This window comes from Thiorhodospira sibirica ATCC 700588, assembly GCF_000227725.2.
In the GTDB taxonomy this organism is placed as follows: Bacteria; Pseudomonadota; Gammaproteobacteria; order Ectothiorhodospirales; family Ectothiorhodospiraceae; genus Thiorhodospira; species Thiorhodospira sibirica.
In genome coordinates this window covers 2599011-2613584 of sequence record NZ_MU255056.1, presented here as the reverse complement: position 1 = coordinate 2613584, position 14574 = coordinate 2599011, and the positions used below count along the sequence as shown (strand labels likewise).

15 protein-coding genes are annotated in these 14574 nt (G+C 58.3%); 13 read left to right on the top strand and 2 right to left on the bottom strand.

The genetic code is table 11. The features are described 5' to 3' along the window. Positions 1-128 precede the first annotated feature (128 nt). The 9 genes from THISIDRAFT_RS12145 to THISIDRAFT_RS12105 all read left to right on the top strand — a co-directional run bounded on the left by THISIDRAFT_RS12145 (position 129) and on the right by THISIDRAFT_RS12105 (position 8749). Positions 129-833, top strand: coding sequence for a lysophospholipid acyltransferase family protein (locus THISIDRAFT_RS12145; protein ID WP_246585390.1), 705 nt, complete (start codon positions 129-131; stop codon positions 831-833). A gap of 73 nt (positions 834-906) precedes the next feature. After that, positions 907-1500, top strand: a complete 594-nt coding sequence (locus THISIDRAFT_RS12140) for a protein-tyrosine phosphatase family protein (RefSeq protein ID WP_006786366.1) — start codon at positions 907-909, stop codon at positions 1498-1500. Between the two features lie 4 nt (positions 1501-1504). Beyond that, entirely contained in the window at positions 1505-2914 is a 1410-nt protein-coding gene (locus THISIDRAFT_RS12135; protein ID WP_006786367.1) for a mannose-1-phosphate guanylyltransferase/mannose-6-phosphate isomerase, read from the top strand. 214 nt (positions 2915-3128) lie between these two features. Further along, positions 3129-4283, top strand: a complete 1155-nt coding sequence (hflK, locus tag THISIDRAFT_RS12130) for an FtsH protease activity modulator HflK (protein WP_006786368.1) — start codon at positions 3129-3131, stop codon at positions 4281-4283. Continuing rightward, on the top strand, positions 4283-5191 hold the full coding sequence (hflC, locus tag THISIDRAFT_RS12125; RefSeq protein WP_006786369.1) for a protease modulator HflC: 909 nt from the start codon (positions 4283-4285) through the stop codon (positions 5189-5191). The genes hflK and hflC overlap by 1 nt, the downstream gene beginning before the upstream one ends. 73 nt (positions 5192-5264) lie before the next feature. Then, a complete protein-coding gene (locus tag THISIDRAFT_RS12120; RefSeq protein ID WP_006786370.1) occupies positions 5265-5456 on the top strand; it encodes a DUF2065 domain-containing protein in 192 nt (63 codons plus the stop codon). Between the two features lie 10 nt (positions 5457-5466). Continuing rightward, on the top strand, positions 5467-6645 hold the full coding sequence (locus tag THISIDRAFT_RS12115) for an ATP phosphoribosyltransferase regulatory subunit (RefSeq protein WP_006786371.1): 1179 nt from the start codon (positions 5467-5469) through the stop codon (positions 6643-6645). 3 nt (positions 6646-6648) lie between these two features. Next, complete coding sequence (locus THISIDRAFT_RS12110; protein WP_006786372.1) at positions 6649-7950, top strand: adenylosuccinate synthase; 1302 nt, start codon at positions 6649-6651, stop codon at positions 7948-7950. Between the two features lie 319 nt (positions 7951-8269). Then, positions 8270-8749: a phosphatidylglycerophosphatase A family protein gene (locus tag THISIDRAFT_RS12105; protein ID WP_006786373.1), complete on the top strand. Its 480-nt coding sequence runs from the start codon at positions 8270-8272 to the stop codon at positions 8747-8749. A 67-nt stretch (positions 8750-8816) separates the two neighbouring features. Here the strand turns inward: THISIDRAFT_RS12105 and recC are convergent, their stop codons facing one another. Beyond that, positions 8817-12101 carry an exodeoxyribonuclease V subunit gamma gene (gene recC / locus THISIDRAFT_RS12100; protein ID WP_006786374.1) on the bottom strand — a complete coding sequence of 1095 codons (3285 nt, stop codon included), beginning with the start codon at positions 12099-12101 and terminating at the stop codon, positions 8817-8819. Between the two features lie 125 nt (positions 12102-12226). Between recC and cowN the strand changes: the two genes are divergently transcribed. The 3 genes from cowN to THISIDRAFT_RS12085 all read left to right on the top strand — a co-directional run bounded on the left by cowN (position 12227) and on the right by THISIDRAFT_RS12085 (position 13583). After that, positions 12227-12532, top strand: coding sequence for a N(2)-fixation sustaining protein CowN (cowN, locus tag THISIDRAFT_RS12095; protein WP_006786375.1), 306 nt, complete (start codon positions 12227-12229; stop codon positions 12530-12532). Positions 12533-12612: 80 nt separating this feature from the next. Beyond that, positions 12613-13122, top strand: coding sequence for an RDD family protein (locus THISIDRAFT_RS12090; protein ID WP_159098498.1), 510 nt, complete (start codon positions 12613-12615; stop codon positions 13120-13122). Positions 13123-13217: 95 nt separating this feature from the next. After that, complete coding sequence (locus THISIDRAFT_RS12085; protein WP_006786377.1) at positions 13218-13583, top strand: PilZ domain-containing protein; 366 nt, start codon at positions 13218-13220, stop codon at positions 13581-13583. 243 nt (positions 13584-13826) lie between these two features. Here the strand turns inward: THISIDRAFT_RS12085 and THISIDRAFT_RS12080 are convergent, their stop codons facing one another. After that, the gene (locus THISIDRAFT_RS12080; protein WP_159098543.1) at positions 13827-13991 is read right to left on the bottom strand and encodes a hypothetical protein; all 165 of its coding nucleotides are present in this window, start codon (positions 13989-13991) and stop codon (positions 13827-13829) included. A 187-nt stretch (positions 13992-14178) separates the two neighbouring features. On the opposite strand from THISIDRAFT_RS12080, the gene THISIDRAFT_RS12075 reads away from it, so the two are divergent. Further along, the coding region (locus THISIDRAFT_RS12075) for an IS607 family transposase (protein ID WP_221914013.1) at positions 14179-14574 on the top strand (396 nt) is incomplete at its 3' end.

Here is a 14574-nt window from a genome sequence, read left to right as displayed (position 1 = left end):
CCGGCGCTCCACGATGTGTTTGCATAGACAAAAAAATGATGACTAACAACGCCCTGAACACTGTCCGTCCAAGCCTTGGGGTCTATCTTGGCTCGATACTTTTCTGGATGGGATTTGGGCTGAGCACGATGATTTTCTCCACATTCGGCTGGCTGATTTTATGGCCTCTGGATTTTCGCGGACGCTATCGCGTCATGTCGCAATGGAGCCGCTTTAATATCTGGTGGCTCAAACGCTGCTGCGGTCTGGACTGCGAGGTGAGTGGTCTGGAACATTTACCCCGCGAAGGCGCCGCCATTGTCATGGCCAAGCACCAATCAACCTGGGAAACCCTGGCGATTCAGCGCTTTATCCCGCCGCAGGTGTGGGTGCTCAAGCGCGAATTGATGCGTATCCCCTTCTTTGGCTGGGGTATGGCGATCATGCACCCTATTGCCATTGACCGCAAAGCCGGCAAAAAATCCATCGACCAGCTGATTGCCCAAGGCACAGATCGACTGCAGCGCGGCCTGTGGGTGGTAATCTTTCCGGAAGGGACGCGCATGCCAGTCGGTCAGCAGGGGCGCTACAAAAGCGGCGGGGCCATGTTGGCGGTCAACACCCAAAGCCCGATCATCCCGGTGGCGCACAATTCCGGGCAATATTGGCCGCGCCGTGGCTTTTTAATCTATCCGGGCAAAATTTCCATGGAGTTTGGCCCGGCGATTGATCCCAGCGGCCAAACCGCCGAGGCGGTGCTGGAAAAAACCCGTGCCTGGATTGAGACACGCATGCAGGTGCTTGAAACCCCTGCCCCCGCGATGCCCACAAGCGATGACCGCGCCAAACCTTGAAAAACCGCCGCCTCAACACACCGCGGAGCGTAGACCCAGTTATGCTGTAGCTATGTGGCAGGATCATGGGTGGGTGCGCGAATTTTTGTTGACCAATTTTCACCGCATTGATGCCCACGCTTTTCGTTCCGGCCAACCCTCGCCCCGCCATCTGCGCCACTACATCCCGCGCTACGGGATTCGCAGTGTCGTCAATCTGCGCGGTGAGGAACCGGGCAATCCGATGCTTGCCCTGGAGCGTGCCACCTGCGCCGAGCTTGGTGTAGCGCTGCATACACTTAAACTGCATTCTCGTGACTTGCCCCGGCCAGAGGCCTTACACGCGGTGCATGATCTCTTGCCCCTGCTGGAATATCCCACCTGGTTTCACTGTAAATCGGGGGCTGACCGGGCGGGTCTGATGGCGACCTTATATCTGCACTGGATGCGCGGGATTGCGCTGGAGCAAACGCACCAGCTGCGCCTGTGGCCCTATTTTCATTATCGCTACGCCAAAACCGGCCGGCTGGACTATTTTTTTGCGGCCTATCTGGCGGATCAGCGCATCCATCCGTGCTCCCTGCTGGAATGGATTGACACCCGCTATGCACGAGACACCCTCAAACAGCAGTTCAAACCGACCCCCTTGTTTGATGTTCTTATTGATCGACTGCTGAGGCGAGAATAACCTGATGATTCCAGTGATTTTATCCGGCGGTTCCGGAACCCGGCTGTGGCCGTTATCGCGTGAACTCTACCCCAAGCAGTTTTTATCCATCGGGGCTAGTGGGCCGTCAATGTTGCAAAGCACGCTGGAGCGCGTCAGCGGCATTGAAGACGCGGGCGCCCCGGTGATTGTCTGCAACGGCGAACACCGCTTTCTGGTGGCCGAACAGTTGCGCGCCAAGGCCATTAGCCCGGCGGCAATGGTGCTGGAACCCTGTGGACGCAACACTGCCCCTGCTGTTGCCATTGCCGCCCTGCTGCAACCCGGTGATGCCCAGCTGCTGGTGATGCCGGCAGATCATGTGTTACACGACCTGGCGGCCTTTCACTATGCGCTCAGCGTGGCCCGCCCGGCGGCAGCGCAAGGCAAGCTGGTCACCTTCGGGATTGTCCCCGACAGCCCGCAGACCGGCTATGGCTATATTCGCGCCGCGACTGCCGAGGCCGGCAGCGAAGTGTATCCCGTAGCTGAATTTGTGGAAAAACCCGATGCGAAAACGGCAGCGCAGTATCTCGCCACCGGGCAATATTTCTGGAACAGCGGCATGTTTTTATTTCAGGCCAGCACCTACCTGCAACAACTGGCCCGCCATGCCCCGGATATTTTGAAAGCCTGTCAACAGGCACTACAGCACGCCCGCCGCGACCTGGACTTCATCCGTCTGGATGCCGAGGCCTTCCAGCGCTGTCGCAGCGAATCCATCGACTACGCGGTGATGGAAAAAACCGATCAGGCGGTGGTGGTCCCCCTGCAGGCCGGCTGGAACGACATCGGCTCGTGGGAATCCATGTGGCAGGTGCAAAGTCGCGATGAAAACGGCAACGTCTTGCATGGCGATGTCATCAGCCAGGATGTGCGTGATAGCTACATCCACGCGCAAAACCGCCTGATTGCGGCGGTGGGTATTGAAAATCTGGTGATCATTGAAACCGGCGATGCCGTGCTGGTGATGGACAAGGCGCGCACTCAGGAGGTCAAGCAAGTGGTCACCACCCTGCGCAAAGACAATCGCCACGAGGCCCAGGCGCATCGGCGCGTCTCGCGCCCCTGGGGCAGCTATGAATGCATCGACCGCGCCGAGCGCTTTCAGGTCAAGCGCATCAGCGTTAAACCCGGCGAAAAACTCTCCCTGCAAATGCACCACCACCGCGCCGAACACTGGATCGTCGTCAGCGGCACCGCCCGCATTACCCGTGGTGAAGAAAGCTTTGTCCTGAGCGAAAACCAGTCCACCTACATCCCCCTAGGTGTCGTACACCGCCTGGAAAACCCCGGCAGAATCCCTCTTGAACTGATCGAAGTGCAATCCGGCACCTACCTGGGCGAAGACGACATCGTACGCTTTGAAGACACCTATGGCCGCACCGGGCGCTAAGCAGGATTCGCCGCTCACCCAGGAAACGCCGGACACCTGTCCGGCATAAACACGTCGCGGCATCTTTTTGATACCGCTTTTGCGGCAGCTGAAAACCGTCGCTGCATGGAAAGCATAGATATTTATCCAAGCTGCTACTACAATGCACCATTCCCTCGCTAGATTGCCCTTTTTCTAAACGATACACTCAGTCATTCAACGTTGGAGTATGCTCATGCCCTGGAACGAACCAGGAAGAAACAGCAAAGACCCTTGGGGTGGCGGTCATCGCGGTGGCGGTAACCAAGGCCCACCGGATCTTGATGAATCCCTGAAAAAACTGATGAACCAGATCGGCGGCCTGTTAGGCGGCGGTGGTGATGGCGGCGGTGGTATGGGCCGTGCCGCTTCGGCAGGAATCAGTTTGGTGCTGATTCTCGCCCTTGTCATCTGGCTGGCTTCGGGCTTTTTTATTGTCAGCGAAGGACAGCGTGGCGTGGTCTTGCGCTTTGGCGAATTCCAGAAAGTTGCCACGCCGGGTCCTAACTGGCATATCCCTTATCCGGTGGAGCGGGTGGAGATCGTCGATATCGATACCATCCGCAGCCTGCAACATCGCGCCCTGATGCTCACCGGCGATGAAAACATCATTGATGTGGATATCGCCATGCAATATCGCGTGCGTGATCCGGAAGATTTTCTCTTCAATGTGCGCAGTCCTGACATTACCGCCCGCCAGATCATGGAAAGCGCGATTCGTGAACGAGTCGGCAAAAACAATCTTGAATTCATTCTCGGTGAAGGCCGTGGCGATGTCGCCGTGACCGCCCGCACTGTGATTCAGGAAGCCCTGGATGCCTATCAATCGGGCATTTTCATCACCTCGGTCAGTATGCAGCAGGCGCAGCCGCCTGAGCCGGTGCAGGAGGCCTTTGCCGATGCCATCCGCGCCCGCGAAGACGAGGTGCGTTTCCGCAATGAGGCCGAGGCTTATTCCAATACCGTGATTCCACGGGCACGCGGTGAGGCCGCTCGCCTGATTCAGGAAGCCGAGGCCTATCGTGAACAAGTCATCGCCAAGGCTACCGGTGACAGTGCGCGCTTCACTCAGCTTTTGGTGGAATACCAAAACGCGCCCAGCATCACCCGCGAGCGTCTCTATCTGGAGACCATGGAAAGCGTATTGGGCAGCGTGGGCAAGGTCATTGTTGACACCCAGAACAGCAATAATCTGCTGTATCTGCCCATCGACAAGCTGATGCGCGAGGGCGGTGCTTCACAAAACCTGAGCCCCATGCCCTCTTCCAGTACGGTAGGTGTGCGCAGTCCGCAGCAGCAAAGCAGCCTGTCCTCACAACGTCCTGATCCACGCACCCGGGAGATTCGCTGATGTTTAAGTATATCCTGATGGCGGTTGCGGTCCTTGGTGTGATCATCTCCTTATCGACTTATACCGTGGACGAGCGCGAGCGCGTCATTTTATTTAGCCTGGGTGAGATCAAAAAGGTTGATCTGGATCCGGGTTTGCATTTGAAATTTCCGCTGGTTAACAATGTGCGCAAATTTGATGCGCGGATTCTGACGCTGGATATTCCGCCGGATCGCTTTTTGACCAGCGAGGCCAAAAACGTCATCGTCGATTTTTATGCCAAATGGCGCATTGACGATGTAGGCCAGTTTTTCCGTTCAACGCGGGGTAATGAGCGCAGTGCTCAGGATCGTCTGGCGCAGATTCTGCGCGACGGGATGCGTAACGAGTTTGCCCGTTACACCCTGCGCGATGTGGTCGCCGGTGAGCGTATCACCATCATGGGCGCGGTCCGTGAAGCGGCCACTCCGACGGCCCGCGAACTGGGGGTAACGCTGGTGGATGTGCGCATTCGCCGCATCGACCTGCCCGATGAGGTCAGCGAATCGGTGTATAACCGGATGCGCGCCGAGCGTGAGCGTATTGCGCAAGACTTCCGTGCCCGAGGGCAGGAAGAGGCCGAACGCATCCGCGCCCGTGCAGACCGTGAGCGCACCGTCATTGTCGCCAATGCCTACCGTGAGGCCGAAACCGTGCGCGGTGAAGGGGATGCCGGATCGGCACAGATTTATGCCGCCGCCTTTGGTAAAGATGAAGAGTTCTTCCGCTTTCATCGCAGCCTGACCGCCTATCGCAACACCCTCAGCGGCTCAGGCAATATGTTCGTGATGGAGCCGGATTCAGACTTCTTCCGCTACTTCACCCATCCGCAAGGCAGAATGGGGATTGAACAACCCTCTGCCGCCGCACCCGCCACGGGGCGTCGTTAAGCGCCCGCCGTAGCGATGGTGGGCCGCACACCCTGCGTGTGCGGCTCGCTGCCTGCTCCCAAGTGACCCCATTATGTTATGGACGGATTTTCTGGCAGCCATTGCCCTGTTGTTGATCATCGAGGGCATACTGCCGTTTTTAGACCCCGCTGGAACCCGTCGCCGTCTGCTGCAAATGGCCCAGATCCCTACCGGCGTTTTTCGCGGCGTCGGCCTTTTTTGTATGCTCGCGGGACTGTTGCTGCTATGGTGGGTAAGAGGCTAGGCAAAAATTCATGACAGATTCCAATTGCTGGTTATTGCCTGAGGGTATTGACGAGGCCCTGCCGCCGTTGGCGCGCAAGCTTGAGCACTATCGTCGTCATCTGCTGGATATTTATACCGCCTGGGGCTATGAACTGGTCATGCCGCCCCTGATCGAATATCTGGAGTCTTTGCTGACCGGTGCGGCGCATGATCTCTCCCTGCACACCTTCAAACTCACCGACCAGCTCAATGGTCGCCTGATGGGCGTGCGGGCGGATATGACCCCGCAGGTGGCGCGCATTGACGCGCATCGTCTCAAACACAGTGCGCCCACCCGGCTATGTTATATGGGCAGCGTATTGCGCACCCGCCCGGATGGTTTGGCGGGCTCACGCGCCCCGCTGCAAATCGGCGCAGAGCTTTATGGTCATGCCGGTCTGGCCAGTGATCTGGAAATCCTCAAACTCATGCTGGCCACGCTGCAAGCCTGTGAGATCCCGTCGATTCACCTTGACCTGGGCCATGTCGGCATCTTTCGCACGCTCAGCACCCTGGCCCGGCTGGATCAGCCGCAGGAAGCCCTGTTATTTGAGCTATTGCAACGCAAGGCCCTGCCCGAGATTGAAGAGTTTCTCAACGCCCATGATGCCGCCCCGCAGTATCGTCAGGCGCTGGCGGCCTTGGCGCAACTCAACGGCGATCTGGACGTATTGGGTGAGGCCCGCGCTGCCCTGCCTACCGAACAGCCGGGCATTGAGGCGGCCTTGCGCCACCTGGAGGCCACCGCCAGCGCCTTGCAAACACAACATCCCGACATCGGCCTGCATCTTGATCTGGCAGAACTGCGCGGCTATCACTACCATACCGGCCTGGTCTTTGCCGCCTACACCCCCGGCATGGGTCAGGAAATTGCTCGCGGCGGGCGCTATGATGCCATCGGCGAAGTCTTTGGCCGGGCCCGGCCAGCGGTAGGTTTTAGTGCGGATCTCAAAACCCTGGCGGGGCTTTCACCGAGTACACCGCCCGCGCCAGAGCGCATTTTTGCCCCCTGCAGCGATGACCCGGCATTAACCCAGACCATCGCCACCCTGCGCGCCCAGGGCATGTGCATCGTACATGCTCTAGCGCCGGGCGATACGGCGGATGCGCTGGGGTGTCAGCGCCGTTTGCACCAACACAACCAACAGTGGATTATTGCGGATATTTAACACATGCCTAAATTTGTTGTAGTCATTGGCAGTCAATGGGGCGATGAGGGCAAGGGCAAGATTGTTGACCTGCTCACCGAAAGCGCTGCCGCCGTGGTACGGTTTCAGGGCGGCCACAACGCCGGCCACACCCTCGTCATCAACGGCGAAAAAACCATCTTGCACCTGATTCCCTCCGGCATCTTGCGCGCCGGGGTGGAGTGCCTCATCGGCAACGGCGTGGTGCTCTCGCCGGAGGCCCTGCTCAAAGAAATGCACATGCTGGAGCAAAAAGGCGTGCCCGTGCGTGAACGCCTGCGCCTCTCCGATGCCTGCCAGCTGATTCTGCCCTACCATGTCCGCCTTGATCTGGCGCGAGAACAGGCGCGGGGCGGCGCCGCCATCGGCACCACCGGACGCGGTATCGGCCCGGCCTACGAAGACAAGGTTGCCCGTCGTGGGCTGCGTCTGGCCGATCTGTTCCACCGCGAACGCTTTGCCGCCAAACTGGGCGAAGTGCTGGACTATCACAACTTCGTCCTCAAACACTATTTCAAAACGGATCCGGTCGAATTTCAGCCATTGCTGGAACAATCGCTGGCAGCCGCCGAACTTCTCGCCCCAATGGTCATTGACGTGCCCCAGCGCCTGCATCAGCTTCACCAGGCCGGCGCCAAGGTCATGTTTGAAGGCGCACAGGGCGCATTACTGGATATTGATCACGGCACCTACCCCTTCGTCACCTCCTCCAACACCACCGCTGGCGGCGTGTGTACCGGCAGCGGGATCGGCCCGCTGGGGCTTGAATATGTGCTGGGGATCACCAAGGCCTACACCACCCGCGTCGGCGCCGGCCCCTTCCCCACCGAACTGTTTGACGCGATGGGCGAACATCTCGCCCGGCGTGGGCATGAATTTGGCTCCACCACGGGCCGTCCGCGCCGCTGCGGCTGGTTTGACGCCGTGGCTCTGCGCCGGGCGATTGCCATCAACAGCATCAGCGGCCTGTGCGTGACCAAACTCGACGTCCTCGATGGCCTTGAAACCATCAACGTCTGCATTGGCTACCGCTGTGACGGCCAGGATCTTGCCGTCCCTCCCTCGGGCGCTGAATCCTTCGCCGCCTGCGAGCCTATCTACGAAACCCTGCCGGGCTGGCAAAGCTCTACCCTGGGCATCACCCAATACGAGGAACTCCCGCAAAACGCCAGAGACTACCTCAAACGTATCGAAAGCCTCACCGGCGTGCCGATTGACATCATCTCCACTGGCCCGGATCGGGAACAAACCATCCTCCTTCGCCACCCCTTCGACACCCCGCTCTAAGCGCTGCGCCTCTAAAAACGCCCCTCCTCCTCAAGGAGGGGCGCCGCACGTCGGCGGGCAAGCGATTAAACATTCTATCCAGGCCCTGTTTTCGCAAGGAACGTCTTGAACGAAGCTTCGTGCATTTCTCCCCGGCTAACCGCTGTTGACGCCGTCTACTGAGCCAAACAAAGTAGCGACAATGACCAGGTATCGTGTACCTTAAAATGCGCGGGGGTTTATCGACTGGCCGTCTGCGTCCGGCAGCGCTCACCATTCCAGTGATTCAACGCCTTGAAAGGCAAACACACAATCTGAAAAGCATGGAGATCAACGCGTTATGAATTCTATGATTTTATTTATTGCACAAGGCTTTGGCACCGGGCGGGTGCCAAAGGCGCCGGGGACGGTGGGAACCTTACCGGGGGTGTTTTTATTTTGGCTGATGGCCGATTTACCGCTGTGGTGGTATCTGGGAATTACCCTGGTGTTGTTTGCCCTGGGGGTGTGGATTTGCGAGCTGGCGGCGCGCCAGCTCGGGCGTGATGACCCGCCCTCGGTGGTGTGGGATGAGATTGTCGGTTATCTGATTGCAATGATCGCAGCACCAAGCGGTTGGGAATGGATGGTCGTGGGCTTTATGCTATTTCGCCTGTTTGACATCTGGAAACCCTGGCCGATTCGCTGGATTGATCGCCGGGTTCACGGCGGCATGGGGATTATGCTGGATGATGTCCTGGCCGGGATAGCGGCAGCGGCGGTGTTGCATTTACTGGCCTGGGGGCTGTTGCACCTTGATTGGCTGCCGGTTTTGGGATAGTGCATAAAAATAGAGTGCGTCGTCACAAATAGATCGATAAGATAAAATATCGCCATGACGACACCGTCTAGGTATCGGTGCGTATGTCGATATTTAACAGGGGTTGGTAGAGTCGCTCGGCCCATTGGGGCAGGTCGTTGGTGGCGATGAGTGGTGCAAAGCGGGGGAATTCGCGCAGTAGGCACAGGTCGTTAGAGACTTCGCCGGTGCGGGCGTAGCTGCCTTCGTAGCATTGCTGTGCTTTGTGTGAAGCGGCGGTGTTGTCGCCGTCGTTTTTGTGGAGGGCCTCAAGCCAGGCAAATGCGGTTTTGCAGGCCAGTCCTAGCGGGCGTTGGGTGCCTTCTTCCCAGGCGGTGAGGAGATCGCTGAGGTATTGCGTGGCGGCAGTGTCTGCCAATGTCGGCCAAAAACAGATTTGATCATGGGCGATGAGGTAGCTGGTTAAGGCTTGGCCACTGGCACACAGCAGCAGGTGCCTGACCCAGGGTCTGACCAGGTGGTGATGTTTGTTTTTCAGCGTGGTGGGTAAGAGTGTGATGGATGCGCGCTGCGCGCTGGCGTTTTCATACAGGCCGTGTACGGTATCACGAATCACGCGGGGGCCTTGGGTGAGTTCCAGTGTCACGGCGTCTACGGGGTTGGGGTATTGGCTTCGTAGCGCTTCATAGCGCTCAAGCAGCGTGGCGGTGACGGTTTGCAATTGCTGGCGAGCGGGCTCACCGCGCCCGAATAAGGGGAGCCGTCCGGCGCGTTGTAGTCGGGCAATGGCGTGCTGTGCCACGGCGTGTCGTTGTGCGGGGTCGTGCTCTTCAAGCAATGCCTGATCCAATACCTCGCTGTGGCATTGCCAGCGGCTCAGTCCATCCAGGCTAAAGGCTTCCTCATCCAAAACCTCGGCATCGGGCAATCTGGCAAAGTCAATGCGCAGGCGTTGGCTGTAAAAATAGCGCACCGGATGTCGTAAAAAGGATTGCAGATCATTGATTCTTAGAATCATTTCATGATCCATGGGCGGTAGACGAGAAAGCGTTGGGACGGCGTAAGTCATGGCTTGATGGACGCGCCGCCAGTGCTGTGCATAGGTAAATAGCCCATGATCTTCCGGGGCACTGGAAAAATAGCGGATGCTGAAGGGCTGGAGCGGGTGTTGTGTGGTGAGGCGGACGAGCAGCCGGGCACCGTGCTGTGGCGCATCAGGATGCGCCATCACCGCAAGGGTGTCGCGCAGCTGTCCTACCGGTACGCAGGCCGGGCGTTCGCTGTTATCCCGGATAAAGCGGCCGATCCAGCTGATGTAGAGGGTGTCTTGGGGGGTGTGCAGTGCCTGCAAGAAAACCTCGCGTTCATCTTCACGCACGGAGGGATCGCCCGCTTGATAAGTCGGGGCTAGCAGGTCAAATTCCAGCTGCGCGGGGGTACGTGGGAAGGCACCATCGTGCATCCCCAGCAGGCACAGGTAGCGCGTTGGCCGCAGGCGGGCGCTACTGAGGCTGGCAAAATTCACCACACCTAAGCGCAGCGGCGTACTCGGCAGCTGGGTAAGTTCGGCCAGCCAGCTTGCTCGCGCCACGTCCAGCGGCACATCGTCTTCCAATCCGGCCTCGCTGAGCTGTGTTATCCAGTGTGTCAGGGCTTGGCGCAAAGCCGATAGCAGCGCGATCTCCGCCTCACTGTTCGGGGCAAAAAAATCATCCAGTACCTGCGTAAAGCGCGTTTGCCACTGAGCCGCATGGGTCGCTTGCAGGAGCTGCGTTTGCAGGCGCTGGATGGCGTCGATCAGCTGTGCCAGCTTACCCGCCAATGCGGCCTCCAGCCCCGCGACTTCGGGATAGGGTTCGATCTCGTGCCAGGCGCTGTGCTGGTCGGTGACATAGCCCAGCAACATGCGCTGCAACCCAAATTGCCAGGTGTGCTGATGAAGCCCATCCGGCAGCTCCAGGCGCGTGCGCTGCGGCGCATCCAGCCCCCAGCGGATGCCAGACTCGCTGATCCAGCGTTGCAGGGTGGGCAAATCCTCCTCGCGCAGGGCAAAGCGCTCGCGTACGGCAGGAACATCCAACAGGGCCAGAAGCTCGCTGTGTTGCCAGCGGCTGAATTCAGCATCAAGCAGGGCTTGCAGGGCCAACAGCAAGGGATGATGCTGCAATGGGTTCTGGTCATGAATGGCAAAGGGAAGATAGGCCGGATGATGAGGGGCATATTGCCCAAATACGGCCTCAATCGCTGCGCTATAGGCACTAATATCCGGTGATAGCACCAGAATATCCCCAGGATGCAGTCCTGGGGTGCGCGTTAGGGCGTCAAGCACTTGATCATGCAGGATCTCGACCTCGCGATGGGCGCTGTGTGCCAGATGAAAGACGATGGAACGATCATCCGGGGCGATGGCGCTGGCCCGTTGAGGGGCCTTGCCATGACGCAGCTGCTGCTGTAATTGCCCAAGCAGGGTATCTGCCCCCGGCGGCATTGGCAGCGCGTGAGCGTCAGGCTCAGTGAGCCGCGCCAGCCAGCCGTTGTGTTCCCGCGAACGTTGGCCTAATGATTGACACAGTGGATGCGGTCTTGCGGGGTCCAGTTCGCTCCCGCGTCGCAGAAACAGATGAAGGCGCATGACCTTGGTACGCTGTATGGCTTCCAGGGTTTTACAGACCGGCGCGGGCAAGCGCCCCAGGCTAAACACCCACAGGCGCTCAGGCCATCCCGTTGACGGGAGTTGTGCGCGGTGCAGGGCCTCCAGAAAACGGGCCTCGCGGTAACGCAAGGGGCTTGCTGCGGTGGTATCTGCTGGGTGTTGGGCACATAATGCCTGCCACAAAACCGCCTGCCAGCGTTGTTCTGGCGCTAAAGGCACGCCCTCGGATGTGGGCTGATCACGCTGGATCATCTGCCCTGCGTACCAGTCCTCCAGCCACTGGGGACGATAATATTGATACTGCGCAAACAGCCCGGCCACCTGCACACTGAGCTGATAGCGCTTGCGCTGGCCCTGATCGCCGGCCAGATAATGGGCCAGGGGGATACAGTCGGGATGGGGCAGGAGCTGAGGCAGCACCCGCCAGATCCGCCATTGCAGGCTGGCCGGTTCCAAGGGCGGCGCGCTGGACGAGACGGGGCCGAGCACCCGCTGCATGGCCCAATGCAAAAAAGCCCCCGGCAAACGCCAATCAAAGCCGCTGGCAATCCCCAGACCGCCGTGCTGTGTGGGCTGTGCCAGCGCCGTTTGCAGCCAAAACGCCGTGTCCGGGCTATCCACCAGAATCAATTCATGGGCAAACACCGCCAGGGGCTGGCTGGTTAAATGCTGTATAAACGCCGCTTGCAGGCTGGCGGGGTCATGACTGTGATAAAGCATTTACAAAATCCTTCCAATTTTGTACCAATCGCACTATAACAGGGAATCAATCCATGGGACTTGGCCGGCTTTGCCGCCGCCAGTCTCACATATCCAATACTCACCTTAGCCAGTGGAGTTTTTCAATGCAAGAACAGGGCAACCCCTCGCAAAACACCGTGATCGATCGCTATATCAGCTTCAAAGGCATTGATTGCAATGGCAATGCTGAAAAGCTCATGCAGCAGGTTGAAAGCTATGCCGAGCGTGCCGGTGAACATGGCCCCTTGGTGAGCTACCTGTTGAACAAACGTACCGGCGCCTCGGGCCCGCAGCCCGATGATTTGTTTTTGATCCATGCACATCTTAATTCCTTGCGGGAACTCTTTGAGGCGCATGACGATGAGACGGCGCTGGAGCTGCTCGACTGGGTTGAGGAAAACTGCTGCTAAATGCCTGGTGCCCGGCGCTCTATATGTGCCGGGCGGGGGCCCGACGTTTCATCATTAACCTTGCCTGGGAGTCTTTTATTTTGGAAAGCGAAAGCACTGCCGCCATCCACTACACCCCGGTCGGCCTGATCAAGCGCCTGCTGGTGGTCATTTATGATGCGTTCTTGCTTGCCGGAACCCTGGTCTTTGTCTCTTTTGCCCTGGTTGTGGTGGGCATGCGTCCCGAAAGCCCTCTGTTTGTGCTCAATCTGCCCATTCTTGTGGGCGTGAGCTTTTTTCTGTATGGCTGGGTCTGGACGCACGGCGGTCAATCGTTGGGGATGCGCGCCTGGCGGGTCAAGCTCATCGCTGATGATGGACGCGCGGTGGGCTGGAATCTTGCCTTGCTGCGCTTTATCTACGCCTTTTTGCAATGGCTGGTGATTCTTTCGCTGGTGTATGTGTGGATACGACACTGGTATGCCGGAGTCGGCCTGATCGCAGCGCTGATATTTATCGGGCTTGCCTTTAGTCTGCGACATCCGCAAAAATTGATGCTGCATGACTGGTTGTCACGCACGCGCCTGGTCAACCTTCCGAAAAAATCCTAAAGGCGCGTGCGCTCACCTTCGCATGCTTAACCCTTGGGGCCGCTGAACATGCGCTATTTGGCGGCGGATACTTGTACAGAATTGGAGTCTCCTAGATGGTTCAGGAACAGAACAGACGGCGTTTTAATCGCATCAGCTTTGGTGGCGAGGCGTACCTTTCACTGCCCGGCGATAGCGAACGCAAAGTCGATCTTATCGACCTCTCTTTGCACGGTGCCTTGATCAAGGCCGATCAGCACTACGCCATGGATGAGACACGCTATCAGTTGCGCGTCCCCCTGGGCGCCGGACTGGATATTTTTTTGGAAGTCACCGTGGTGCGTGTCGCCGATGGCACCATCGGCCTACAGGTTGAGCAAATGGATATCGAAAGTGCCCAACACCTGCGCCGCTTGGTAGAGCTCAATTTAGGCAATGAAACGCTGTTAAATCGCAATCTGGCGGCCTTGTTCAAAGTCTAGGCCATGGCTCTCCGTTGTGTCATCAGTTTGCGCGGGAAACCCCGGCCGCAAGGCCAAGGAGGGATAGCGCAGCACGCAAAGCGTGCTCCTGTTCCCGAGGCCTCCTCTTTGGTAGCTTGCTCTCTTTATACATGGATGCTATCTTCATTTTAACCGCCGGGCTGGCGGGGTTAGTCTGTGGAGAAACTGTAAGTCCGGTGTCTCTTTGAGGCATTTGGCAGGTCTCGGCGAAGCAGAAAGCGCTCAGCAGCAATGCCGGGAATCCCCGTCCTTCCTGCCTGCCGCGACGCACGCGGCGCAGGCAGGTAGGGCGGGGAGGATGTCAAAGTCCTTTGCCCATTGGGCTTGGGGATTGCCGACCGATGCCCGTTTTCCCGCCTGCATTTCGGCAAACAGATCATCAAGCATGAGTTTCCAATCCGGCGGGCGTGTGGGCTGAGTAGTCACGCCCCCCGCTGTCACTCGATGCCGTGCGTACAACCGCTTAAGCCACTGCATAACCGTTATCCATTTAGGCGATGATTGCGTGATGACTGCATTAAAGGGTTTTTAACTGACGCTTACAATATCTGATTATCTCTGATAATCTACGATAATGGAAAAGCGATTAGTTAAGATAGGCGAGGCCGCAAAACTCCTGGGGTGTTCCATAGACGCTTTGCGTCGATGGGAGGCCACCGGAGAATTGCTCCCTGCGCGTAAGACCAAAGGCGGCACACGCTACTACGACACCGCGCAACTGCTTGGGCTGGGTGATGTAGATGCGCCGACCATCTGCTATGCCCGCGTATCCAGTCATGACCAGAAAGCCGACCTCGACCGCCAGCAAGAAATGTTAGAAACGTACTGCGCGGCTAAGGGATGGCGGGCAGAGGTCATCCGTGACCTTGGATCGGGCATGAATGACCGCAAAAAAGGACTGCAACGCCTATTAGAAATGATCTTGCGGCGGCAAATGCGGCGGCTGGTCATTACCCACAAGGATCGGCTG